At 74.0% G+C, this 22231-nt stretch carries 20 protein-coding genes; 12 read left to right on the top strand and 8 right to left on the bottom strand.

All coding sequences use genetic code 11. The features are described 5' to 3' along the window. Nucleotides 1–9: 9 nt before the first annotated feature. The 4 genes from LPC08_RS12980 to LPC08_RS12965 all read right to left on the bottom strand — a co-directional run bounded on the left by LPC08_RS12980 (nucleotide 10) and on the right by LPC08_RS12965 (nucleotide 5590). Nucleotides 10–681 carry a flavin reductase family protein gene (locus tag LPC08_RS12980; RefSeq protein ID WP_230448664.1) on the bottom strand — a complete coding sequence of 224 codons (672 nt, stop codon included), beginning with the start codon at nucleotides 679–681 and terminating at the stop codon, nucleotides 10–12. Then, nucleotides 678–2180, bottom strand: coding sequence for an amidohydrolase family protein (locus tag LPC08_RS12975; RefSeq protein WP_230448663.1), 1503 nt, complete (start codon nucleotides 2178–2180; stop codon nucleotides 678–680). The genes LPC08_RS12980 and LPC08_RS12975 overlap by 4 nt, the downstream gene beginning before the upstream one ends. Next, on the bottom strand, nucleotides 2177–3370 hold the full coding sequence (locus LPC08_RS12970; RefSeq protein WP_230448662.1) for an amidohydrolase family protein: 1194 nt from the start codon (nucleotides 3368–3370) through the stop codon (nucleotides 2177–2179). The genes LPC08_RS12975 and LPC08_RS12970 overlap by 4 nt, the downstream gene beginning before the upstream one ends. Nucleotides 3371–3493: 123 nt before the next feature. Beyond that, the gene (locus LPC08_RS12965; protein WP_230448661.1) at nucleotides 3494–5590 is read right to left on the bottom strand and encodes an alpha/beta hydrolase domain-containing protein; all 2097 of its coding nucleotides are present in this window, start codon (nucleotides 5588–5590) and stop codon (nucleotides 3494–3496) included. Between the two features lie 122 nt (nucleotides 5591–5712). Between LPC08_RS12965 and LPC08_RS12960 the strand changes: the two genes are divergently transcribed. Next, nucleotides 5713–6303, top strand: coding sequence for a 3'-5' exonuclease (locus LPC08_RS12960; protein WP_230448660.1), 591 nt, complete (start codon nucleotides 5713–5715; stop codon nucleotides 6301–6303). A gap of 11 nt (nucleotides 6304–6314) precedes the next feature. Here the strand turns inward: LPC08_RS12960 and LPC08_RS12955 are convergent, their stop codons facing one another. The 3 genes from LPC08_RS12955 to LPC08_RS12945 are packed head-to-tail and all read right to left on the bottom strand — an operon-like array spanning nucleotide 6315 to nucleotide 8861. Continuing rightward, nucleotides 6315–6608, bottom strand: a complete 294-nt coding sequence (locus tag LPC08_RS12955) for a hypothetical protein (protein ID WP_230448659.1) — start codon at nucleotides 6606–6608, stop codon at nucleotides 6315–6317. 58 nt (nucleotides 6609–6666) lie between these two features. Next, nucleotides 6667–8181 carry a sensor histidine kinase gene (locus LPC08_RS12950; protein WP_230448658.1) on the bottom strand — a complete coding sequence of 505 codons (1515 nt, stop codon included), beginning with the start codon at nucleotides 8179–8181 and terminating at the stop codon, nucleotides 6667–6669. Continuing rightward, nucleotides 8181–8861: a winged helix-turn-helix domain-containing protein gene (locus LPC08_RS12945; RefSeq protein WP_230448657.1), complete on the bottom strand. Its 681-nt coding sequence runs from the start codon at nucleotides 8859–8861 to the stop codon at nucleotides 8181–8183. The genes LPC08_RS12950 and LPC08_RS12945 overlap by 1 nt, the downstream gene beginning before the upstream one ends. Nucleotides 8862–9116: 255 nt before the next feature. Here LPC08_RS12945 and LPC08_RS12940 point away from each other — a divergent pair, with 255 nt between their 5' ends. The 4 genes from LPC08_RS12940 to LPC08_RS12925 are packed head-to-tail and all read left to right on the top strand — an operon-like array spanning nucleotide 9117 to nucleotide 12608. After that, nucleotides 9117–9911 (top strand): ABC transporter ATP-binding protein, encoded by a 795-nt coding sequence (locus tag LPC08_RS12940; RefSeq protein ID WP_230448656.1) that lies wholly within the window; start codon nucleotides 9117–9119, stop codon nucleotides 9909–9911. A 15-nt stretch (nucleotides 9912–9926) separates the two neighbouring features. Beyond that, nucleotides 9927–10799 carry an ABC transporter permease gene (locus LPC08_RS12935; protein ID WP_230448655.1) on the top strand — a complete coding sequence of 291 codons (873 nt, stop codon included), beginning with the start codon at nucleotides 9927–9929 and terminating at the stop codon, nucleotides 10797–10799. Between the two features lie 22 nt (nucleotides 10800–10821). After that, nucleotides 10822–11820: an ABC transporter substrate-binding protein gene (locus LPC08_RS12930; protein ID WP_230448654.1), complete on the top strand. Its 999-nt coding sequence runs from the start codon at nucleotides 10822–10824 to the stop codon at nucleotides 11818–11820. Between the two features lie 14 nt (nucleotides 11821–11834). Beyond that, on the top strand, nucleotides 11835–12608 hold the full coding sequence (locus LPC08_RS12925) for an isochorismatase family protein (RefSeq protein WP_230448653.1): 774 nt from the start codon (nucleotides 11835–11837) through the stop codon (nucleotides 12606–12608). A 44-nt stretch (nucleotides 12609–12652) separates the two neighbouring features. Here the strand turns inward: LPC08_RS12925 and LPC08_RS12920 are convergent, their stop codons facing one another. After that, the gene (locus LPC08_RS12920) at nucleotides 12653–13852 is read right to left on the bottom strand and encodes a M20 aminoacylase family protein (RefSeq protein WP_230448652.1); all 1200 of its coding nucleotides are present in this window, start codon (nucleotides 13850–13852) and stop codon (nucleotides 12653–12655) included. Between the two features lie 331 nt (nucleotides 13853–14183). Between LPC08_RS12920 and LPC08_RS12915 the strand changes: the two genes are divergently transcribed. From LPC08_RS12915 to LPC08_RS12885, 7 genes are all read left to right on the top strand, one after another. Further along, a complete protein-coding gene (locus tag LPC08_RS12915; protein WP_230448651.1) occupies nucleotides 14184–14840 on the top strand; it encodes a cytochrome c3 family protein in 657 nt (218 codons plus the stop codon). Beyond that, complete coding sequence (locus tag LPC08_RS12910) at nucleotides 14837–17620, top strand: 4Fe-4S dicluster domain-containing protein (protein ID WP_230448650.1); 2784 nt, start codon at nucleotides 14837–14839, stop codon at nucleotides 17618–17620. Before LPC08_RS12915 ends, LPC08_RS12910 begins: the two co-directional genes overlap by 4 nt. A gap of 346 nt (nucleotides 17621–17966) precedes the next feature. After that, nucleotides 17967–19325, top strand: coding sequence for an NrfD/PsrC family molybdoenzyme membrane anchor subunit (nrfD, locus tag LPC08_RS12905; protein ID WP_230448649.1), 1359 nt, complete (start codon nucleotides 17967–17969; stop codon nucleotides 19323–19325). Next, on the top strand, nucleotides 19322–19846 hold the full coding sequence (locus LPC08_RS12900; protein WP_230448648.1) for a DUF3341 domain-containing protein: 525 nt from the start codon (nucleotides 19322–19324) through the stop codon (nucleotides 19844–19846). Before nrfD ends, LPC08_RS12900 begins: the two co-directional genes overlap by 4 nt. Nucleotides 19847–20232: 386 nt before the next feature. Beyond that, a complete protein-coding gene (locus LPC08_RS12895) occupies nucleotides 20233–20706 on the top strand; it encodes a c-type cytochrome (RefSeq protein ID WP_230448647.1) in 474 nt (157 codons plus the stop codon). After that, nucleotides 20703–21770, top strand: coding sequence for a hypothetical protein (locus tag LPC08_RS12890; RefSeq protein ID WP_230448646.1), 1068 nt, complete (start codon nucleotides 20703–20705; stop codon nucleotides 21768–21770). Before LPC08_RS12895 ends, LPC08_RS12890 begins: the two co-directional genes overlap by 4 nt. Next, nucleotides 21763–22173, top strand: a complete 411-nt coding sequence (locus LPC08_RS12885) for a hypothetical protein (protein ID WP_230448645.1) — start codon at nucleotides 21763–21765, stop codon at nucleotides 22171–22173. Before LPC08_RS12890 ends, LPC08_RS12885 begins: the two co-directional genes overlap by 8 nt. Nucleotides 22174–22231: the final 58 nt, after the last annotated feature.

Raw genomic sequence — 22231 nt, 5'->3', positions numbered from 1 at the left:
CCGCCCCGGTCAGCCGGGGGTGCGGCCCGGGATGCGCCCGTCGCGATAGGCCTCGACGCTCATCGTCGGCAGGTCGAAGCGGTCGCGGATGGTGGAGTAGCCGTGACCGCCCAGGCGCCCCACCGCGTCGATCAGCGCCGGGTCGACGTGCAGGCTCTCGTTCACCGCGCCGGCCACCACGTGCACGTAGACGATCTCGCCCAGGATGATGTCGCGCGAGTTGCGGAGCGGCAGGAAAGAATCCAGCCGGCATTCCAGCGAGGCCACCGCGCCCGCGATTCGCGGGCTGTCGATCGCCGTGCCCGGCCGCATCTCCAGCCCTGCCTCGGCCAGTTCGTCCACCCCCGCGGGGAACGGCACGGCGGTGACGTTCATCGCCTCGACCAGCGCGTTGGAGACGATGTTGACGGTGAAGCAGCCGGTGTCGCGGATGTTCCTCGACGTGTCCTTCTGCGAGCCGTCGGCGCGGTACTCGACGCCCAGCGCGACGATCGGCGGGTCGGCCGAGAGGCAGTTGAAGAAGCTGTAGGGCCCGGCATTGGCGCGGCCCTGGGCATCGCGCGTGGTGACCCAGGCGATCGGCCGCGGGATGATCGTGCCGATCATCAGCTTGTAGCGCTCGCGGGGCGTGAGCGCGGCGAAGTCGAAGCCCTGGGTTTCCGGCGGGGTGGTCTCGGTCACGTCGGTTCCTTCGCGGCGCGGCGGACGGGATAGGCGGAGGAGAAGATCGCCTCCGCCGGCGGATGGCCGAAGGTGCGCCTCGGGTAGAGGGACACCAGCCGGTCGAACTGCGCCTGGGCCTGCACGCCCCATGCCGCCCAGTCCACCCCGGGGATCTCCCCCTCCTGCATCGAGGCGCGGCCGTCCACGATCACCGTGCGCGCATCCGTCCCCCGGCCGGAGAGCAGCAACGTCTGCACCGGGTCGATCACCTGCCCCAGATGCGAAGCGGCGAGGTCCCAGACCACGATATCCGCCCGCGCGCCCGGCGCGAGGCGGCCGAGGTCGTCGCGCCCCAGCGCCCGCGCCCCGCCCAGGGTCGCGGCGTCGAACAAGTCCTCGGCGCGGCAGGCATCGGCGCGGCCCTCCCGCACCCGGCAGAGCAGGAGGCCGATCTGCATGTTCAGCAGCATGTCCGCCGGCCAGGTGTCCGTGCCCAGGCCGAGGTTCAGCCCCATCGCCCGGTAGCGCGCGAAGCTGTCGATCGCCGCCCCGCCGCGCGCCGTCACCAGCGGGCAGTGCGCGATGGTGACGCCGCCGTCGCGCAGCAGCGCCAGGTCGCGGCCGGAGACGACGGTGGCGTGCGGCACGATCAGCCGGGGCGAGAGCACGCCGAGCGAGGCCAGCCATTCCGCCGGCGTGGTGCCGTGCAGGTCGCGCACGATCGCCACCTCCTGCGCCGATTGCAGGGCGTGCTGGCGCCAGGGCACGCCGAGATCGGCGGCCGCCGCGGCGGTGCGGCGGAGCAGGTCCGGCGTGCAGGTCTCCACCCGGTCGGGGGCGAGCATGGTGCGGACCAGCCCGCCGGCGCGGCCCTCGTTCGCGCGGCAGAAGGCGATGGCCTCCTCCAGCCCGCGCAGCCCGCGCGGCGCGTCGAAATCGGCGACGATGCGGCCATCCGCCTCCACCACCTGCCCGCCGCTGCGATAGGCGGGGCCGAGCCAGACGCGCAGGTTCAGCGCCTCCGCGGCCTCGGCGGCGGCGGTGAACTCCTCCACCGTCTCCCCCCATTCCCGGTAGAACAGCGAGGCGATGGGCAGCGCCGTGGTGATGCCGTTGCGCAGCAGGTGCGCGAAGGCGTAGCGCTTCTGGAAGGCCAGCTCCTGCGGCGAATACATCTCGAAGGGGCCGGCCTCGACGTAGCTGCGCGGCCAGACGCGGCCCTTGCGCCAGGCGGGCTGGTTGTCGAAGCCGAGGATGGTGGTGTCGAGGTCCGACAGCGCGTCGAGGTCCACGAAGCCCGGCGCGATCAGCGCCGCGCCGTAGTCCACGCGCCGCGCCACCGGGCCGGCATAGCCATGCCCGGCGAAGGTGACGGCGCCATCCTCGAAGACCAGCTCGCCCTCGCGCAGCAGGAGGTGGCGCCCCGCCTCGTGCCCCAGCACCCAGCGGGCGGTGAGCAGGGTGGGGCCCTCCAGCCGGCCCCAGGGGAGCGACGGGTGCGGGCCAGGGGCCGTCACGGGGCCTGCACCAGCGCCTTGCCGCCGCGGGCCACCACCCGGCCCGCCTTCACCACCAGCGGGCGGGGGGCATGGTTGACCACCGCCTCGGCCAGCGTCTCGCCTTCCACCAGCACCAGGTCGGCACGGCAGCCGGGGGCCACGCCATAGCCCTCCAGCGCCATGGTCCGCGCGCCGCCCTCGGTGCAGACGCGCAGCGCCACCTCCACCTCGTCGTCGCGGCGGCAGTTGTTGCGCAGGCCGAGCAGCATCGCGCGCTCCAGCATGTCGCCGTTGCCGTAGGGGTTCCAGGTGTCGCGGATGCCGTCATTGCCCGAGCAGACGGTGATGCCGCGCGCCGTCAGCGGCAGGATGGGGGGGACGGGGCGGCTGGCCGTGCCCAGCGTCATGATCCGCACGTCCAGCTCCGCGATGCCGTCCAGCAACGGCTCCACCAGCCCGGGCTCGGTGGAGCCCAGGCAGAAGGCGTGGCTGATCGTGACCCGGCCCTGCATCCCCAGCGCCCGGGTGCGGTCCAGGATCAGCCGCGTGGAGAAGGCGCCCAGCTCCCCCGTCTCGTGCAGGTGGATGTCCAGCGGCTTTCCGTGCCGCTCGGCGAGGCCGAAGATCGCGTCCAGATGCCCCTTCGGGTCGGCATCGATGCCGCAGGGGTCGAGCCCGCCCACCACCTCCGAGCCCATCCGCAGCGCCTCCTCCAGCAGCTCCAGCGTGCCGGGACGGGCGAGCAGGCCGGATTGCGGGAAGGCGACGATCTCGATGTCGATCCAGCCGCGCATCGCCTCGCGCGTGGCCATCACGCCCTCGATGCCGGCGAGGCCGATCTCCGTGTCCACGTCCACATGGCTGCGGATGTGGGTGGAGCCATGGCCGAGGCAGCGCACCGCTTGGCGCATCGACTGCCGGTGCGGCTCGATGCCCAGGCGCTTCTTCTCGACGCGCTCGTTCTCGATGCGGTCGATCAGCCGCGGCCCCACTTCGTTGCGGTACCACGGCATGCCCAGCATCGTCTTGTCGAGGTGGGTGTGCGCCTCCACCAGCCCCGGCAGCAGGATGGCGCCGAGTCCGTCCACCTCGGCCGTGCCCGGGGGCGGCAGCGTGCCGGGCGGGGCGATGCGGCCGGCGAGGACCGCGACGTCGCGCGGCTCCCCGCCCCAGGGGCGGACGTTTCGCAGCAGAAGGTCGGCGGTCATCTCGGCTTTCCCTGGGTGGCAGGGGCCGATGATGGCCGTGAAGGGTGGGGGAGGTGAACTCCCCCACCTCACGCCGGGCGCCCGGCCCGGGGGACGCGACCCCCGGGGCCGGGCGCAAGGTCCTCAGGGATGCGCCCGCGGCCCGTCGCGCTCGGCCGCCGCGACGATGGCGGCGGCATCCTGCGGCAGGAGGAAGCGGTCACGCACCAGCTCCTCCGCCGCCGCGCGCACCTTGGCGACGTAGCCGGCGCGGTCGGGATAGCGTTCCTCCAGCGAGGGGCGGGCATCGCCGGCGGCCTCACGCTCCGCGCGGGTGGCGGCGAAGGGGATGTGGCTGCCGGAGAGGGAGCAGAACCCATCCTCGAAGCGGCCGGCGCGGCCGAGGTTCCAGCCGGTATAGGTCCCCACCGGCACGCGCAGCGTCACGGAGCGCACGCCGGCCAGGTCGTTGCCGTCCGCATCCACCTGCGGCACGCGCAGCCCGTATTCCCGGTCGCCCTGCCGCGGCGGCTCCTGGCTGATGACGCCACTGCTGTTGGCCGCGTCGTAGCCGGGGCCGAAATCGAGCACGCGCAGCGGGTTGGTGACGCGCAGGAAGCGCACCGCCGGCCGTTCCGTGCCGCCATAGGCGTTGGACGGGATGGCGGGGAAGCGCACCTCCTCCGGCTTCACCAGCGTGCCGTCGGCGAGGCGCGGATGCGCGCTGGGCGGCGGCGCCACGTCGCGCGCCACCCAGTCGGTGAGCGCGACGAGGAGGGCGCGCATGGTGTGGATCTGCGGGTTGGGGTTGGGCTGCTGCTGGCAGAGGCCGAAGGGCGGCTGCTTCGGCATGGGCTGGGTCCAGGCGCCGTGCTGCGTGCTGGCCATGATGTAGGTGCGGGTGGAAGGGTGCTCCGCCAGGTCGCGCTCGCCCAGCGGGTCGGTCAGGCCGAGCGACTGCCGCCCTTCCCACATCTCCAGCGCGGTGGCGGCATGGACGATGCGCGGGCAGGTGTTGTTCGCGTCGCAACGGTCCAGCACGCCCTGGTTCCGCCCGGTGACCGGGTCGGCCACGCGGCCATAGGCGAAGGGGTAGTCGTAGGCGGGGTAGAGGTGGTCCACCTGCTCGCCCCAGGCGCGGCCGGGCTGGGCGAAGCGGATGTTCATCGCGGCCAGCCCGCCGCCGATATGCGGGATCATGCCGTCATAGGCGCGCCTCCCCTGCTCGTCGGCGTTGAAGCCCAGATGGAGGAACAGGCGCATGTTGCGCCCGCTCTGGCTGGTGCCGTGCAGCAGCGCGACCTGGCCCTCGCGGTACGCCGGGTTCCCCTCGCGCTCGTTCTTCAGGAAGGACGCCACGTCGCGCAGCGCGGCATAGCCCAGGCCGAGCACCAGCGGGTCGCGGGCGCGGTAGGTCAGCTCGTAGAGCCGGCCGGGCTGGAAGCCGGCGGGCAGGCAGATCTCCGTCTCGCTCGCCCGTGGCGCGGCGCCCTCGCAGTTGGCGAAGGACCAGTCCTCGTTCGGGATGGCCACGCGCGGGTCCTGCTCCCGCGCCCGCACCGTCAGGGTGGGGCGGAAGCCGTCCGGCAGCGCGGCGCGGTTGTCGGTGGAGACGGTCGGATAGGAGGTGTGGGTCAGCGTGGTGAAGTGACCGGAGGAGAGGTTCAGCGTCTTGCGTGTCGCCGCCGTCACCAGTTCCGACCGCACCACGCCGGTGATGGGTGTCCCGTCCGGGTTGCGCGCCACGGGCACGGTCATGGTCATGCGCCCATCCCCCGGGGCCACGTCCGGCTGCCAGGCGACGAAGACCAGCGTCATGCCGCGTTCCTGGAGGAAGCCGTCCCCCGCCTCGGCATTGTCGTTCCGCAGCCCGGCACCGATGTTGTAGGTGCCGAGCAGCCGCTTGTTGCCGCGGTTCGGCACGTCCACCAGCAGCACGCCGCTGCCCTGGGCCAGCACGGCGGGGCGCAGGATCTCGATATCGGTGACGTATTCCACCATGCCGCGCGCGTTGCGCGGGGCGAGCGCGATGTCCTGGATGATCGCGTTGCCGGGCAGGGCGGGGTCCACCTCGCCATGCGCCTTGCCGATCAGCCGCTGGTAGGCACCGACGCTGCCGAAGGCGCGGCCGCCGAAGGCGGGCTCGGTGCGCTCGATCTCCAGCCGGGTGATGCGGGCTTCGGCCAGGCCGGGCATGGAAAGGGCGGCGAGCAAGGCGGCCGCGGCCGCACGCTGGATCATGCGTTCCTCCTCGTTCTTGCCGCGAGGGTGCCCGCCGGCGGGCCGCGTTGCAACGCCCGGCGGCATGGCGCGCCGGGGCGGCGGTGGTTCCGGGCGGCGCCGATCTGCTCTAACCACCGCACATGCCTGCGCCTGCCCTTGCCGCCCCACCTGTCCCCCGCCTGCCGGAAGGCGTGGAGGTCGTGGTCTTCGACACGGAGACCACGGGCTGCACCGGCGACGACCGGGTGGTCTCGCTCGGCGCCGTGCGGCTGGATGCGGCCCTGGAGCCGGTGGCGACGCTGCACCTCGTCTTCGCACCGGGACGGCGCTGCCATCCCGGCGCCGCCCGGGTGCACGGCATGTCCGACCGCTTCCTGGCGCGCCAGCCGCCCTTCGCCGCCCATGCGAGGGAGGTGGCGGCGTTCTTCGCCGGCGCCGTGGGGTGCGCCCACAACCTGTCCTTCGACCGCCGCATGCTGGGCGGGGAGTTCGACCGGCTGGGCCTGCGCAGCCCGTGGCAGGGCGAGTACTGCACCCTGCGCGCCTGGCGCCGCCACCGCCCGGGGGGGAGCGCCGGGCTGGCCGCGGCCAGCGCCGCCATCGGCCTGTCCCGCGAAGACGCCCTGCACGGCGCGCTGGAGGATGCCGGGCTGGCGACGCAGCTGCTTCGGGTCATGCACGGCCTGCCCGTGGGGCCGATGCGGCTGCACGACCCGACCAACCTGCGCTGACCCGGCCCGCCCTACCGCGTCGACTGCGCCTCGCGGATGGCGCGGCGCAGCTTGGCGATGCCGGTGCGGGTATGGCCCGCCTGGCAGAGCCGCGCGCCTTCCTGGCCCAGGCTGCGCGCCGGGTCGGCCGTGCCGCCATCGGTCCGGGCCAGCCGGGCGACCAGTTCCGCGCAGTACTCGGGGCTTTCGGGCCGCACCCTCCAGGCGGTCTCGGCCGCCGGGCTCGCATGGGGCATGAGCGACGCCGCCGGGGGGCCGGCGATGCCGATCAGGAGCAGGAGGTGCGGCGACAGCAACGCTCGCATGCCGCCCATTCTGGCCCGCCCGCCGCTGCGTCGCGGTGGGCGGCGGATGAAAGGACGGTCATGCCGCCGTGGCGACCGCATGGGCCGGCGCGGCGGCGCTGGCGGACCGGGCCAGGGGCAGGATCACGGTGACGCGCAGCCCCGGCGGATCGGCGCCGGGATGCGCGTCGGTCAGCAGCACCTCCCCCTCGTGCAGGGCCGCCACGGCGCGCACCAGGGAGAGGCCGAGCCCGGAGCCGGGCGTGGCCCGCGCGCCGTCGGCCCGGAAGAACCGCTCGCCCGCCCGCCCGCGCTCGGCGGGGGAAAGGCCGGGGCCGTCATCGGCCACCTCCACCCGGACCACGCGGCCCCGGCGGCCCACCCCGGCATGGGCCGACAGCTCCACCCGGCCGCCGGGCTGGGTGAACTTCACGGCATTGTCCAGCAGGTTCGCCACCGCCTGCAGCAGCAGGTCGCGGTCCCCGACCAGGGGCAGGCCGTCCAGCGCCGCGTCGGGCAGGATCTCGGTGGCCAGGACCTGCCCGCGCGCCTCCGCCGAGGCGCCGTAGAGCTCGGCCGCGTCCTCGAGCACCGGGGCGAGGTCGAAAGGGGCGAAGGCGGCCCGGCGGGCGCCGGCCTCCACCTCGGCGATGCGCAGCACCGCCTGGAAGACCCGGGTGATGCCGTCCAGGTCGGCGATTCCCTGCTCCAGCGCCTGCCGCAGCGTCTCCTGGTCGGCGCGGCCCGCATCCGCCTCCTCCACCGCCTCCTCCAGCTTGGCGCGGGCACGGGCGATGGGGGTGCGCAGGTCGTGCGCGATGGCGTCGGAGACGCCCCGCACGCCCTCCATCAGCGTCGCGATGTGGTCCAGCATCGCGTTCATCGTCAGGCTCAGCCGGTCGAACTCGTCCTCCCGGCCGGAGAGGGGGACGCGCTGGCTGAGATCGCCGCGGGCGATCGCCGCGGCGGTCTCGGCGGCCGGCTGCAGCCGCGCCTCCAGCGCGCGCCGCACCATCCAGGCGCCTGCCACGGCCAGCAGCAGCGCGGCGGCGGCAGCCCAGGCCAACCCCTCCGTCAGCAGCTCGCGCAGGCGCAGCTTGTCCTCGACGTCGCGCCCGACGACGAGGCGGGAGCCATCCGGCAACTCCGCCTGGAAGATCCGCGCCTCGGTCCGCACCCCCTCGCGCAGCAGGGCGAGGCTCTGCCAGCGCTGCGCCGGGTCCAGCACGCCGCCGGCCGGCGCGTCGAGGTTGCCCGCCAGGCGCCGGCCGCCGCGGTCGGTGAGCAGGTAGAGGGTCTGGTCCTCGACATCCTCGGCCAGCCGCTCGGCGATGCTCTCGGCCACCCCGGACTGGCCGGCCTCCCGCCAGCGTTCCAGCAGGGAGGTGGTCTCGACCCGGATCGCCGCATCCGTGCGCCGGTCCAGCGCCCCGGCGCTGCTCCACCACAGCACGCCGCCGAAGGCGAGGCCGGCGACCAGGAAGACGAGGGCGAAGAAGGCGGCGATGCGGAAGCCGGCCCCGCCCAGCAGCCGGCGCAGCGGGCGCAGCGGGACGGCCCGCGGCGTCCCGCCCTCCGGCCCGGCGCCGGGCATCAGGCCTCCGCGCGCAGCATGTAGCCGGCGTTGCGCACCGTATGGATCAGCGGCTTGTCGAAGCCCTTGTCCAGCTTCTGCCGCAGGCGGGAGACATGGACGTCGATGACGTTGGTCTGCGGGTCGAAATGGTAGTCCCAGACCTTCTCCAGCAGCATCGTGCGCGTCACCACCTGCCCGGCATGGCGCATCAGGTGCTCCAGCAGGCGGAACTCGCGCGGCTGCACGTCGATCCGCTTGCCGGCCCGGGTGACCGAGCGGGAGAGCAGGTCCAGCTCCAGGTCGGCCACCTTCAGCCGGGTGGTGGGGGCATCGACGGCCGGCCGGCGCGCCAGGGCCTCCACCCGGGCGAGCAGCTCCGCGAAGGCGAAGGGCTTGGTGAGGTAGTCGTCGCCACCCGCCTTGAGCCCCTTGACCCGCTCGTCCACCGCGCTGAGGGCGGAGAGGAACAGGACGGGCGTCTTGTTCCCCTGGGCCCGCAGCGTCTCGACGAGCCGGACGCCATCCACCCCGCCGGGCAGCATCCGGTCCAGCACCAGCAGGTCGAAGGATTCCGAGGCGGCCAGGAACAGCCCGTCGCGGCCATTCGAGGACTGCTCGACGGTATGTCCGGCCTCGCGCAGGCCCTTGGCGACGAAGCGCGCGACTTCGGCATCGTCCTCGACCAGCAGTATGCGCATGACTCACTCCCAGCGGCGCGTTGCGGCGGAATGTAGGTCCGGCGGGGAGGCACGGCCAGCCACGGGTTTTTGATGAGCTTCCGCAATGGTGGGCAGGCTGCCCGCCTAGGGGCGGCCGGGGCCACGGGCAGCGCGGAATTACGCCCGCGCCGGGGGACGGCTGCCTTGGCACATGAATTGCAATTCACGTCGCCGGGTTGCCCGCCAATCGGCCCGCACCCACCCCTGCCACCCGTAGAGCCAGGAGCGCGCGTCATGCGAACGCCCCCCAAGGTGGAACTGCGCGCCGTCCGGCACGAGTTCGTTCGGCCCGACGGCAGCACCTTCGTCGCCCTCGGCGGCGTGGATCTGGCCGTCGCGCCCGGCACCTTCGTCAGCCTCATCGGCCCCTCCGGCTGCGGCAAGAGCACCATCTTCAACGCCGTGGCGGGGCTGCTGACGCCCAGCGACGGCGTGATCGTGATCGACGGCCAGGATGCCACCGGAACCATCGGCCGCGTCGGCTACATGCTGCAGAAGGACCTTCTGCTGCCCTGGCGCACCGTGCTGGACAACGTGATCCTGGGCCTGGAGATCCGCGGCGCCTCGGTGAAGGAGGCGCGCGCCTATGCGCTGCCCTACCTGCACCGCTACGGGCTCGGCGGGTTCGAGAGCGCCTATCCCTCCGCGCTGTCGGGCGGGATGAAGCAGCGTGCCGCGCTGCTGCGCACGCTGCTCTTCGACACGGAGATCGTGCTGCTCGACGAGCCCTTCGGGGCGCTGGACGCGCAGACGCGCAGCCGCATGCAGGAATGGCTGCTGCAGCTGTGGCAGGACTTCCGCAAGACGGTGATCTTCGTCACCCATGACGTGGAGGAGGCGGTCTACCTCTCGGACACCATCCAGGTCATGGCCGCGCGCCCGGGCCGCATCGTCGAGACGCTGGAGGTGCCGCTGCGCCGGCCGCGGCCGCGCAGCGTCGCGCTGACGCCGGAATTCGCCGCGGTGAAGGCCCGCTGCCTGGACCTGCTGGGCCACGATCCGCACGACGACGTGGCGCAGGCCGCCTGAGCCGGGAGAGCGCGCATGAACGAGATCGCCACGCCGGCCGGCACGGCCGACCCCACCCTGGCCACCGCCGCCGCGCCGCCGCGGCCGAAGCTGTCGCCCTTCCGCGCGCGGCGGCTGCCGCAGGAGCGCATCTGGCCGGGCTGGATGATCGCGGGCTGCCAGATCGGCGTGCTCATCGCCGCGATCGCGGCATGGGAGTACGGCGCCGCCACCGGTGCCGTGGACGCCTTCTTCTGGTCGCGCCCCAGCGCCATCGCCGAGACGCTCGGCATCTTCGTGCGCAGCGGCGACGCGGCGGTGGACACCTGGTACACCTTCCGGGCCACCATCCTGGGCTTCATCCTCGGCACCACCCTGGGCACGGCCTGGGGCCTCTCCTTCTGGTGGTCGCGCAACTACGCCGCCATCGTGCAGCCCTACATCATCTGCTTCGAATCCATCCCGAAGCTGGCGCTGGCGCCGCTGGTCATCCTGGTCTTCGGCATCGGCCTCGCCTCCAAGGTGGCGCTGGGCATGGCGCTGACCGTCGTCGTCTCCGCCCTGACCACCTATGCCGGCGTGAAGGCGGTGGATCGCGACCATGAGAAGCTGCTCTACTCGCTGGGCGCCTCGCGCTGGCAGGTCTTCCGCAAGCTGGTGGTGCCGGCCTGCCTGCCCTGGGGCATCTCCGTCCTGCGCGTGAACATCGGCCTCGCCCTCACGGGCGCGGTGGTGGGGGAATTCATCTCCTCGCAGCACGGGCTGGGGCGCACGATCCTCTATGCCGGCCAGACCTACGAGATCGGGCTGGTCTGGGTCGCCGTGCTCGTCCTCTCCACCCTCTCGGTGCTGATGTACGTCGCCGTCTCGCAGCTCGAACGCGTGCTGATGAAGCACGTGCGCCACTGATCCCCTGCAAGGAGTTGCCGTCATGATGCTGAACCCCAGCCGGCGCCTGCTGCTCGGCGCCGCCGCCGGCGCGCTGGCGATGCCGCGCCTCGCCCGCGCCCAGGCCAAGGAGATCATCGTGGCCGAGCCGGGCCACCTGGTCGGCTACCTTCCGCTCTACCTGGCCGGGCACAAGGGCTACTTCACGGAGGAGGGGCTGTCGCTCAGGATCCTCACGGTGGAGAGCGGCGCCGGGCACACCAACGCGGTGCTGACCAAGCAGGCCTTCGCCTTCATCGGCGGGCCCGAGCACAACGCCTTCGCCAAGGCGAAGGGGGCGGAGCTGCGCGCCGTCTGCAACGTGGTGGACCGCGGGAACGTCTACTTCGTCGCGCGCAAGGGCACCTCGCCCAAGGATCGCGACTTCGCTGCCTTCGTGAAGGGCAAGACGCTCGCGACCGGCCTGTTCGGCGGCACGCCGAACTCCATCACGCGCTACCTGCTCCGGACCTGGAACCTGGACGCGCGCCGCGACGTGACGATGAGCGAGCTGGCGACGGCGCCGATCTTCGCCGCCATGCGCGCCCGCGCCGCCGATATCGGCGTCATCACCGAGCCGATCCTGACGCAGGGCGTGGCGCAGAACGTCTGGGACGAGCCCTTCTTCAACGTGCCGAAGGAGCTCGGCCCCTATGCCTACTCCACGCTGAACATCCGCCTCGAGAGCATGGAGCAGGACCCGAAGATGGTGGAGGGCTTCGTCCGTGCCGTGGCGCGCGGGCTGAAGGCGGCCTATGCCGACCCGGACGAGGCCGCGGCCTTCGCACGCAAGGAATGGCCCACCGCGCCAGTCGCGGACATCAAGGCCACCCTCGACCGGACCTTCGCCGACGGCCTCTGGAGCCGCGACGGCTTCGTCAGCCCCGAGGCATGGGCGACCGGGCACCGCGTCGTCCGCACGGCCGACATCCTGAAGACGGACGTGCCCTACGACGCGATCATCGACATGCAGTTCCAGCGGCGCATCGCGCCGACCATCTGAGAGAGGAGAGCGTGATGGAGACCAAGAAGGAACCGATCTGGAACCAGTTCCTGACGGAGCGGGACAAGCAGGTCTTCGCGGCGGCCGGCTACGGGGCGCGGCAGGGCTTCGGGAAGCGGCCGGCCCTGATCATCGTGGACGTGAACTATGCCTTCTGCGGCGACAAGCCCGAGCCGATCCTGGAATCGATCAAGCGCTGGCGGAACTCCTGCGGCGAGGAGGCCTGGGACGGCGTCGCGGCCATCGCGAAGCTGGTGGAGGCCTGCCGCGCCAAGGGGCTGCCGATCCTCTACACCACCGGCACCCGCCGGGCGGACAACTGGGATGCGGGCTCCTGGTCCTGGAAGAACCGGCGCAACGGCGAGGCGCCGCGCACCATCGCGACCAACCGCGACGGCAACGACATCGTCGACGAGATCGCGCCCGGCCCGCAGGACATCGTCATCGAGAAGCTCAAGCCCTCCGGCTTCGAGGGCACGCCCATGGCCTCCTTCCTCACCCTGCTCGGCGCGGACAGCGTGCTCGTCACCGGCACCACCACCTCGGGCTGCGTGCGGGCGACGGTGCTGGACGCCTTCTCGCTGAACTACCGGATCGCGGTGGTGGAGGAGGGCTGCTTCGACCGCAGCCAGGCCAGCCATGCCATCAACCTCTGCGACATGCACGCCAAGTATGCCGACGTCGTGGCGCTGGAGGAGACGCTGGCCTTCATCGGCGGCCTGCCGGACGGGCTGTTCGAGCTTCCGTCCGGCCAGGGGATGCGCCCTTACGCCGCCGCGGCGGAGTGAACGGCGCGCGGGGGGGCGATCCTTCCCCCCGCGTCCTCCCGGCCTCAGCCCTGCTGGCCGAGGCCCAGCTCCTGCCGCACCAGCGACACCCAGTAGGCGGCGCCCAGCGGCAGGATCTCGTCGTTGAAGTCGTAGAGCGGCGTGTGCAGCCCGTGGAAGCGGCCATCCGGGCCGACGCCGTTGCCGATGCGCATGAAGGCCCCCGGCACGCGGTTCATCATCTCGGAGAAATCCTCGCCGCCGGTCGAGGGGCGGACATCCGGGTCCACCTGCGCCTCGCCGACCAGCGAGGCGGCGGCCGCCAGCTCCACCCCGACCTGCTCGTCGGCATTGATCACGGCCGGCACGCCGCGGTGATAGCGGAACTCCGCCGTGCAGCCCTGCGCCGCCGCCATGGCGGCCGCCAGCTCGCCCAGCCGGCGCTCCAGCAGGTCGCGCACCGCCGGGGCGTAGCTGCGGGCGGTGCCGGCGACGGCGATCTCGGCCGGCATCACGTTGGGCGAGATCGGCGAGCCGCCGGCGACGTGGCCGACGCTGACCACCGCCATCTCCGAGGCCGCGACGTTGCGCGGCACGATGGTCTGCAGCGCCAGCAGGAAGTGGCCCAGCACCACGGTTGCGTCGGTCGCCAGATGCGGGGTGGAGCCGCCATGGCCGCCGGTGCCGCGGAAGGTGACGTACCAGCTGTCCGCCGCCGCCATCATCGCGCCATGGCGCGTGCCGAACCGCCCGACCGGCATGCCCGGGGAGTTGTGCAGCCCGTAGACCGCATCGCAGGGGAAGCGGTCGAACAGACCGTCGGCGATCATCGCCTTGGCGCCGCCGCGGCCCTCCTCGGCCGGCTGGAAGATCAGGTGGACGGTGCCGGCGAAGTCCCGGTTCTCCGCGAGGTAGCGGGCCGCGCCGAGCAGCATGGTGGTGTGGCCGTCATGGCCGCAGGCATGCATCACCCCTGGGGTGGTGGAGGCATGCGGCAGGCCGGTCTCCTCGTGGATGGCCAGCGCGTCCATGTCGGCGCGCAGGCCGATGGCCCGCTGCCCCGGCCGGGTGCCGCGCACCGTGCCGACCACGCCGGTCACCCCGACCCCGTCCGCCACCTCGACGCCCCATTCGCGCAGCTTCGCCGCCACCAGCGCCGCGGTCCGGCGCTCCTCCAGCCCCAGCTCGGGATGAGCGTGGATGTCGCGGCGGATGGCCGTCAGCTCCGGGTGATACTCGCGGATCCGGGTGACGACATCCTGCATGAAGGCTCTCCTGACGGTGGCTGCCGCCATCCTAGCACCCTGGGCCGATTAGGCACGCTCCGCCGGTAGCCGGTGCCGCGACGCCCGCCGCCGCCGCCCGGGACCGAGGGGCGGGGCAGGGAGGGCAGGCGGGACAGCGGGTGGTGCCCGCCCCGGACCCGGACGATGATCGCCGCTTGTTGAAGCGCGTTGCGGCTTCTTCATCAGCGCCGCGCTGGACCTGTGCCGTGGCCGGACACAAGGTCCCCGGGCCGTGCCGAGAGTCGTGCCACACCCTCCCGCGCCGAACCACCGCCGCGGCCGGCGTGATCGCCGACGCTAGGTCGGGCGCATGGCGCAGCTCTTTCCCCCCGTCGCCACCACCCTCGCCCGGGCCGGGCTGCTCGGCGGCGCCGCGCTGCTGCTGGGCGGGCTGGGGCTGCTGGTCGCGCTGCCCTTCACCCCGCACGTGACGCGGCAGGACGTGACGGTGGAGCAGCCGGTGCAGTTCAGCCACGCGCACCATGTCGGCGGCCTCGGGCTCGACTGCCGCAACTGTCACACGGGCGCCGAGCGGTCGCGCTTCGCCGGCCTGCCGCCGACCCAGACCTGCATGGCCTGCCATTCCCAGCTCTGGACCAACGCGGCGATCCTGGCGCCGGTGCGCGAATCGCTGGCGCGGGACGTGCCGCTGCGCTGGGTGCGGGTCCATCGCCTGCCGGACTACGTTTATTTCGACCACAGCATCCATGTCGCGAAGGGCGTCGGCTGCTCCACCTGCCACGGCGCGGTGGACCGGATGCAGCAGCTGCGCCAGGCCGCGCCGCTGACCATGGGCTGGTGCCTGGACTGCCACCGCGACCCGGCGCCGAACCTGCGCCCGCGCGAGGCGGTCTACGACATGCGCTGGACCCCGCCGCCCGACCAGCGGGCGCGGGGCGAAGCGCTGATCCGCGACTACATGATCCGCACCGAGCACCTGACCGACTGCTCGCGGTGCCACCGGTGAGCGGGGCGCCGCCCCTGTCCCGCCGGCAGGCGGCGCTGGCGCTGCTGGCCTCGGCCGCCGCGCTGACCGCCTGCGGCGAGCCGCCGGAGGAGATCGTCCCCGCCGTGGAGCAGGAGGTAGGCGAGGGGCCGGGCCTGCCGCGCCGCTTCGCCACCGTGCTGCCGCTGGGCGGCTATGGCCGCGGGGTGGTGGTGACCTCGGTCGAGGGGCGCCCGACCAAGGTGGAGGGCAACCCGGACCACCCGGCGAGCCTCGGCGCCACGGATGTCTTCGCCGAGGCGGCGGTGCTGTCGCTCTACGATCCCGACCGCTCCCGCACCCTGCGCCGGGAGGGGCGCATCGCCTCGCGGGAGGCCTTCCTCGCCGACCTGTCGCCCCGGCTGCGGGCGCTGGAGGCGCGGGGCGGCGAGGGGCTGGCGCTGCTGACGGGCCATGTCGCCTCGCCCACCCTGCTGCGGCTGATCGGGGAGCTGCGCGCCCGCTTCCCGGCGCTGCGCCACCATGCGCACGAGGCGGTGGGGGAGGCGAACGCGCTGGCCGGCGCGGCCCTGGCCTTCGGGCGGCCGCTGGCGGCGCGGCCCCGCCTGGAGCGGGCCGCCATGGTGCTGGCGCTGGACGCCGACCCGCTGGGCCCGGGGCCGGACCAGATCCGCCACGCCCGGGCCTTCGCGGCACGCCGGTCGGCGCAACGCGGCGGCGAGACCACCGCGCGGCTCTACGCCGCCGAGCCGGTGATGAGTGCCACGGGCGCCAAGGCGGACCGCCGCCTTGCCGCTCCGCCCGGGCTGGTGCGCGACCTAGCCGTGGCGCTGGCGGCGCGGCTGGGCGCCGGGCTGCCCGCGCCGGACCTGCCGCCCGAGGCCGCGCGCTTCCTCGATGCCGCGACGGCCGACCTGCTGGCCCATCCCGGCGAGGCGCTGATCCTTGTCGGCGAGTGGCAGCCGCCGGAGCTGCACGCCCTGGCCCACTGGATCAACGCCCGGCTCGCCGCCCCCGTGGCGCTGACCGAACCCGTCGGCCCGGCGGAGCCGCCCGCCACCCTCGCGGCACTGGTCGGGGCGCTGCGGGAGCGGCGGGTGGACACGCTCGTCATCCTCGGTGCCAACCCCGGCCACGATGCCCCGGCGGCGCTGGGCTGGGAGGCGGCGCTGCGGGATTCGGGCGCCTTCTCCGTCCATCTCGGCCCCTGGCGGGACGAGACGGCGGCGGCCTGCCGCTGGCACCTGCCGGAGACCCACCCGTTGGAGGAATGGGGTGACCTGCGCGCCACGGACGGCACCGCCGCCGTCGCGCAGCCGCTGATCACGCCGCTCTACCAGGCGACCCGGCCGGCCCACTGGCTGCTGGGCGTGCTGCTGGGGCGCGACGACCTCTCCGCCCGCGACGCCGTGCGCGAGACCTGGGCCGCCGGGCGCGCGGGGGAGGGGTTCGAGCCCTGGTGGCGCCGGGTGCTGCGCGACGGGGTGGTGCCGGACAGCGCCGCCCCCGCCGTGGACGCGGGCGCGCCGCGCCTGCCGCCCCTGCCCCCCGTGCCCGCCGAGGGGCTGACGCTGCTGCTGCGCCCCGACGCCGCGCTCTGGGACGGGCGCTTCGCCAACAATCCCTGGCTGCAGGAATGCCCGCGCCCGCTGACCCGCCAGGTCTGGGGCAATGCCGCGCTGCTGGCGCCGGAGGAGGCGCGCCGCCGCGGGGTGGAGGAGGGCGCGCTGGTCCGCCTGACGCTGGACGGGCGCGCGCTGGAGCTGCCCGCGCTCCCGCGCCCCGGCATGGCGCCCGGCGTGGTGGCCGTGGCGCTGGGCGGCGGACGCCGCCGCGCGGGCGCCATCGGCGACGGGGTGGGGGCGGACGCCTACGCGCTGCGCCGACCGGACGCGCCCTGGGCCATGCCGGGGCTGATGCTGGAGCCCACCGGCCAGCCAGGCACTCTGCTGCGCCTGGGCCCGGAAGCGCCGCTGGAGGGCGAGGCGGCCACGCTGTTCCGTACCGCCCCGGTACCGCCGGCCGGGACGCCCCACCCCGATCCGCCAAGCTTCAACCCCCCCTTGCCGCGCGACGCCGATGCGGCCTGGGCCATGGTGATCGACACGACGCGCTGCATCGGCTGCAACGCCTGCGTCGTCGCCTGCCAGAGCGAGAACAACGTCCCCGTCGTGGGCCCCGAGGAGGTCGCGCGCGGCCGCGACATGCACTGGCTGCGCATCGACACCTACGAGGCCGGTCCCGAGACCGATCCGTGCCCGGGCTTCCAGCCCGTCCCCTGCATGCATTGCGAGCACGCGCCCTGCGAGCCCGTCTGCCCCGTCGCCGCCTCGGTCCATGATGCGGAAGGGCTGAACGCGCAGGTCTACAACCGCTGCATCGGCACGCGCTTCTGCCAGGCCAACTGCCCCTACAAGGTCCGGCGCTTCAACTTCCGCGGCTATGCCGACGGCCAGGAATACGCGAATCTCGGCGCCCCCACCCTCGCGGCGCAGCGCAACCCGGAGGTGACGGTGCGCGCCCGCGGCGTGATGGAGAAGTGCACCTACTGCGTCCAGCGCCTCAGCGCCGCCCGCCGCACCGCCGCGAAGGAGGAACGCCCCCTCGCCGCGGGCGAGGTCGTCACCGCCTGCCAGTCCGCCTGCCCCGCCCAGGCCATCAGCTTCGGCAACCTGAACAACCCCGCCGAGGAGGTCGTGGCCCTGCGCCGCTCCCCCGCCCACTACGCGCTGCTGGAACACCTCGGCACGCGCCCGCGCACCACCTACCTCGCGGCGCTGCGCCACCCGGAGGTGGAGTGAGCGGGGCGCCGGTTCCCCGGGGGAAAGGCTCCGCCTTGCCCCCCGTACCCCTCATCCGCCAGGACACTGCGTGCCCTGGACCCAGGGGGCGCTGCTGCGAGGCAACCTGCTTCGGGGTCGATGCGCCGGCGGCCATGGGCTTCCGGCGGGCACGGCCGCCTCGCCCGCTGCCAGCGTCTTCGCCCTTGAATCCCGTCCGACCATACGTTCCCCGGGTTCAGCCCACAGACCACGCCCTTCCCACACAGCACCAGACTCCCGCCGGGGTCCGGGGGCCGGCCCGTCCCCGGCTGAGGGGGGGTGCGGGGGGAGGCGGCGTCTCCCCCCGGGCCACGGGCATCACGGCATGAGCACCGATGGCCTGCTCCCGCGCGAGGCGACCTACGGCTCTCTGGTGGGCGCGGTCGCGGACCCGTTGCTGCGGCGGCGGGTGGGGCGGCCGTACTGGATCGCCTTCGCGGCGGGGGTGCTGGGGACGGGGCTGATGCTCGTCTCGATCGGCTGGCTCTTCGCCGAGGGCGTGGGGGTCTGGGGGGTGAACACCAGCGTCGTCTGGGGCTTCGCCATCGCGAACTTCGTCTGGTGGCTGGGCATCGGCCATGCCGGCACCTTCATCTCCGCCGCGCTGCTGCTGACGCGGCAGCCCTGGCGCGCGGCGATCAACCGCTTCGCGGAGGTGATGACGCTTTTCGCTGGCGCCATCGCCGGGCTGTTCCCGATCCTGCACCTGGGGCGGCCGTACCGGGCCTACTGGATCCTGCCCTATCCGAACACGATGGACCTGTGGCCGCAGTGGCGCTCCGCGCTGGTGTGGGACGCAGCGGCGATCTCGACCTACCTGATCTTCTCGGCGCTGTTCTGGTGGCTGGGGCTGATCCCCGACCTCGCCACGCTGCGCGACCGGGCCCAGGGTCAGGGGCGAAAAGGACGCGGGGCGCGGCTGGCCTATGGCGTGCTGGCGATGGGCTGGCGCGGCTCGGCGCGGCACTGGCACCTGCACGAGAGGGTCTATCGCACCATGGCGGCGATGGCGCTGCCGCTGGTGGTGTCCGTGCACAGCGTGGTGGGGATGGACTTCGCCGCCAGCCTGATGCCCGGCTGGTCGGAGAGCATCTTCCCGCCCTACTTCGTCGCCGGCGCTCTCTTCTCCGGCTTCGGCATGTGCGTCGTGGTGGCGGCGCTGATGCGCTGGGGGCTGGGTCTGCAGGCCGTCCTTACGCACCGCCATTTCGCGGCGATGGCGAAGGTGATCCTGGCGGGCTCGCTGGTGCTCGGCCTCTCCTACCTGACGGAGTGGTTCACCGCCTGGTACGGCGGCGACGGCGCGGAGCGCGGGCACGTCGCCTTCCTGTTCGCCAGCCCCTACGCGCCGCTCTACGCCGTGCTGCTCGCCTGCAACGTGCTGGTGCCGCAACTGCTGTGGTCGGCACGGGCGCGGGAGAGCATCGTCGCGGTGGTGACGGTCTCGCTGGTGCTGAACCTCGGCATGTGGCTGGAGCGCGTCCTCATCATCTGGAACACGCTCTCGCACGGCCACCTGCCGGCGATGCATGCCGTCTTCCGGCCGACCTTCTGGGACTGGTCGCTGCTGGCCGGCACGATCGGCTTCTTCCTGCTGCTCTTCCTCGTCTTCGCGCGGCTGCTGCCGGTGATCGCCATGCACGACCTGGGCAAGCTGCTGCGTGACCGGGAACGCGGCGCATGAACGCGACGCCGCTCCTCCTCGCCGAGTTCCGCGACCCGGAGACGCTGATCGACGCCGCCCGGCGTGCACGGCGGGCGGGGCTGCGCGGGCTGGACGCGCACACCCCCTTCGCAGTGGAAGGTCTGGCCGAGGCGCTGGCCCTGCCCACCCCGCCGGTGCGCCCGGCGATGCTGGTGGGCGGGCTGCTCTCGGCCGGCTTCGTCTTCGCGATGTGCTGGTACGCGGCGGTGATCGACTACCCCATCGTGCTGGGCGGGCGGCCGCTGAACACCTGGCAGGTTTTCCTCGTGCTGTCCTTCGAGGCGGGAATCCTCGGCGCCACCTTCACCGGCGTCGGGTTCTTCCTCGTCTCCACCGGCCTGCCGCGCCTGAACCACCCTGTCTTCGACGCCCACGACATCGGCCGCGCCAGCCAGGACCGCTTCTTCCTCGCCGTCGCGGACCCGGAGGCCGACGAGGCCCGGCTGGCCGCGCTGCTCGACGGGCTGGCGCCGCTCTCCGTCCGGCGGGTGGTGGCGTGAGAGCCGGCGGCACCCCCGGGGGGAGGCGCTGCCTCGCCCCCGGACCCCCCTCCGCCGGGGGCGAGCCGGCCCCCGAACCCCGGCGGGAGTCTGGCACCGGGTGCTTGCCGGCAGCCTGCGGGCTGAATCCGGGGAGCGCGTGGACAGGCGGGGCGCCAACAGGACATTCCAGGCCACGCGCGCCGACGCCGAACCCGCCGGAGGTCATCGACCTCCGGCGCGCCGACGCGTCTGTGAATGGGGGTCCAGGGGCTCTGCTCCTGGCGGATAGGGGGGGTCCGGGGGGAAAGGCGGAGCCTTCCCCCCCGGGGGCCAGCCACCGCGCGACCCGCCTGGCCTTCCTGTTGCTCGGGACGGCGCTTGCCCTGGCCGGCTGCCGGCAGGAGATGGCGCAACAGAAGCGTCTCGACCCCCAGGGGGCCACGGATGCCTGGCCCGGCGGCGTGGTGTCCCGGCCGCTGCCGCCCGGGGTGGTGGCGCGCGATGCCGTGCTGGAGGAGCCGGCGCCGCCGCCCGTCACCGCCGCGCTGCTGGCGCGGGGGCAGGAGCGCTTCGCCATCGCCTGCCAGCCTTGCCACGGCGCGGCGGGGGAGGGCGACGGGATCATCGTGCGGCGCGGCTTCCCTTCCCCGCCCTCCTACCACACCCGCCGGCTGCGGGCGGTGCCGGCGGGGTACTTCGTGGAGGTCATCACCCGCGGCTACGGCGTGATGTATTCCTACGCCGACCGGGTGGAGCCCGCCGACCGCTGGGCCATCGCCGCCTATATCCGGGCGCTGCAACTCTCCCGCCACGCCACCCTGGCCGAGGCGCCGGAGGCGGCCGCCGCGCTGGGCGAGGGCCGGGGAGAGGCGCCATGACCGGTGCCGACCCGATCGCCTGGCTGGGCGAGCGCACGGGGCGCGCCCTGCTCCTCGGTCTCGCGGCCACCGTCGTGCTGGGGCTCTGGGCACTGCTCGCGCCGGCCGCCCCGGCGGCGGGCTGGCTGATCGGGCTCGCCTTCTGGGCCTCCGTCGCGCTGGGGGCGGTGGCGCTGCTGGCGGTGCACGCGCTGACCGGCGGGCGCTGGGGCGCGGCGCTGCGTCCCGCCCTGGCCCCGGCGGCGCTGGGGTTGCCGGCCTTCCTGCCGCTGCTGCTGCCCCTGCTGCTCGGCCTCGTCGCGCTCTACCCCTGGGCAAGCGATCCGGCAGCCGCGGCGGCGCCGGACGTGGCGCGGCTCTACCTCAACCCCACCGGCTTCCGGCTGCGCACGCTGGGGGCCTGGGGCGTCTGGTGCCTGCTGGGCTGGGCGCTGCTGCGCCTGCGCGGCGGCGGGCGGGTGCTGGCCGGGGCGCTGGGGCTGGTCTTCCACCTGGGCGCGGTGACGCTGGTGGCGCTGGACTGGTTGCTCTCGCTCGACCCGCGCTTCACCTCGACCGCCTTCGGGGTGGCGGCGCTGGTGATGCAGATGATGGCCGCCCTCGCCTGGGCGGCGCTGCTGCGCCCGGCCCGGGGAAGGGTGGTGCGGGACCTCGCCGCGCTGCTCTTCGCCGCCGTGCTCGGGGCGCTCTATCTCGGCTTCGTGCAGTACCTGGTCGCCTGGTACGGCGACCTGCCGGACAAGGCGCGCTGGTTCCTGCACCGCGGGGGCGCGGGCTGGCTGGCCCTGCAAGGCGCGTCCTTCCTGCTCTCGGCCCTGATCCCCCTGGCGGCGCTGCTGTGGCCCGGGACCCGGCGCAGCCCCGCAGCCCTGGCGGGGCTGGGCGCCGCGACCCTGGCCGGCTTCGGGCTGCACCTGTGCTGGATCGTGGCGCCGGCCTTCGGGCCGGCCGTGCTGCCGGCGGCCCTGCTCGGCCTGCTGGCGGTGGGAGGGATCTGGCTCGGCCTCGCCTACAGTCCCCGGGCCGGGCGGCTCCTGCGCCGGATGGAGGCGCCCGATGGCTGAGAGCGCCCGCCGTCGCGAACCCGAACGGCTGAACCTGCGCGCCATCCTGGGCGCGGGGCTGGGGACGGCGGCGCTCCTCCTCCTCACCCTGGCCGGGGTCGCCGCCTGGTTCCACTGGGCCAGGCCGGACACCGCCATCCCGCGGCCCGCCGTCGTCCCGCCGCCGCGCCTGGAGGCGCGCTCCGCCGAGACCCGCGACGCCATGGCCCCGGAACAGCGGGCGCAGGTCGAAGGCTATGCCTGGCAGGACCGCGCCCGTGGCCTGGTCCGCATCCCCGTCGCCCGCGCCATGGCCATCCTGGCGGCGCGCGGCGATGCCGCCTGGGCGCCGCTGGAGACGCCGGAACCGGGCGTGCCCCTGCCGGTGCGGCCCGAGGCGGCGCGGCCGGGGAGGGCGCGATGAGGGGGGCGTCGGGCTGGTGGCCGGCCGCGACCGGGGGGAAAGGCGCTGCCTTTCCCCG

This window comes from Roseomonas sp. OT10 (genome assembly GCF_020991085.1).
Lineage (GTDB): Bacteria > Pseudomonadota > Alphaproteobacteria > Acetobacterales > Acetobacteraceae > Roseomonas > Roseomonas cutis.
Note: the sequence above shows the minus strand (reverse complement) of the source record. Positions and strands in the feature narration are given on the sequence as shown.

Excerpts from the sequence above, each read along its gene's own strand:
- LPC08_RS12920 (WP_230448652.1), bottom strand. The coding sequence starts at position 13,852 with ATGCAGGATGTCGTCACCCGGATCCGCGAGTATCACCCGGAGCTGACG.
- LPC08_RS12900 (WP_230448648.1), top strand. The coding sequence starts at position 19,322 with ATGAACGCGACGCCGCTCCTCCTCGCCGAGTTCCGCGACCCGGAGACG.
- LPC08_RS12930 (WP_230448654.1), top strand. The coding sequence starts at position 10,822 with ATGATGCTGAACCCCAGCCGGCGCCTGCTGCTCGGCGCCGCCGCCGGC.
- LPC08_RS12960 (WP_230448660.1), top strand. The coding sequence starts at position 5,713 with ATGCCTGCGCCTGCCCTTGCCGCCCCACCTGTCCCCCGCCTGCCGGAA.
- LPC08_RS12955 (WP_230448659.1), bottom strand. The coding sequence starts at position 6,608 with ATGCGAGCGTTGCTGTCGCCGCACCTCCTGCTCCTGATCGGCATCGCC.
- nrfD (WP_230448649.1), top strand. The coding sequence starts at position 17,967 with ATGAGCACCGATGGCCTGCTCCCGCGCGAGGCGACCTACGGCTCTCTG.
- LPC08_RS12970 (WP_230448662.1), bottom strand. The coding sequence starts at position 3,370 with ATGACCGCCGACCTTCTGCTGCGAAACGTCCGCCCCTGGGGCGGGGAG.
- LPC08_RS12940 (WP_230448656.1), top strand. The coding sequence starts at position 9,117 with ATGCGAACGCCCCCCAAGGTGGAACTGCGCGCCGTCCGGCACGAGTTC.
- LPC08_RS12915 (WP_230448651.1), top strand. The coding sequence starts at position 14,184 with ATGGCGCAGCTCTTTCCCCCCGTCGCCACCACCCTCGCCCGGGCCGGG.
- LPC08_RS12885 (WP_230448645.1), top strand. The coding sequence starts at position 21,763 with ATGGCTGAGAGCGCCCGCCGTCGCGAACCCGAACGGCTGAACCTGCGC.
- LPC08_RS12890 (WP_230448646.1), top strand. The coding sequence starts at position 20,703 with ATGACCGGTGCCGACCCGATCGCCTGGCTGGGCGAGCGCACGGGGCGC.
- LPC08_RS12895 (WP_230448647.1), top strand. The coding sequence starts at position 20,233 with ATGGCGCAACAGAAGCGTCTCGACCCCCAGGGGGCCACGGATGCCTGG.
- LPC08_RS12925 (WP_230448653.1), top strand. The coding sequence starts at position 11,835 with ATGGAGACCAAGAAGGAACCGATCTGGAACCAGTTCCTGACGGAGCGG.
- LPC08_RS12935 (WP_230448655.1), top strand. The coding sequence starts at position 9,927 with ATGAACGAGATCGCCACGCCGGCCGGCACGGCCGACCCCACCCTGGCC.
- LPC08_RS12950 (WP_230448658.1), bottom strand. The coding sequence starts at position 8,181 with ATGCCCGGCGCCGGGCCGGAGGGCGGGACGCCGCGGGCCGTCCCGCTG.
- LPC08_RS12945 (WP_230448657.1), bottom strand. The coding sequence starts at position 8,861 with ATGCGCATACTGCTGGTCGAGGACGATGCCGAAGTCGCGCGCTTCGTC.
- LPC08_RS12965 (WP_230448661.1), bottom strand. The coding sequence starts at position 5,590 with ATGATCCAGCGTGCGGCCGCGGCCGCCTTGCTCGCCGCCCTTTCCATG.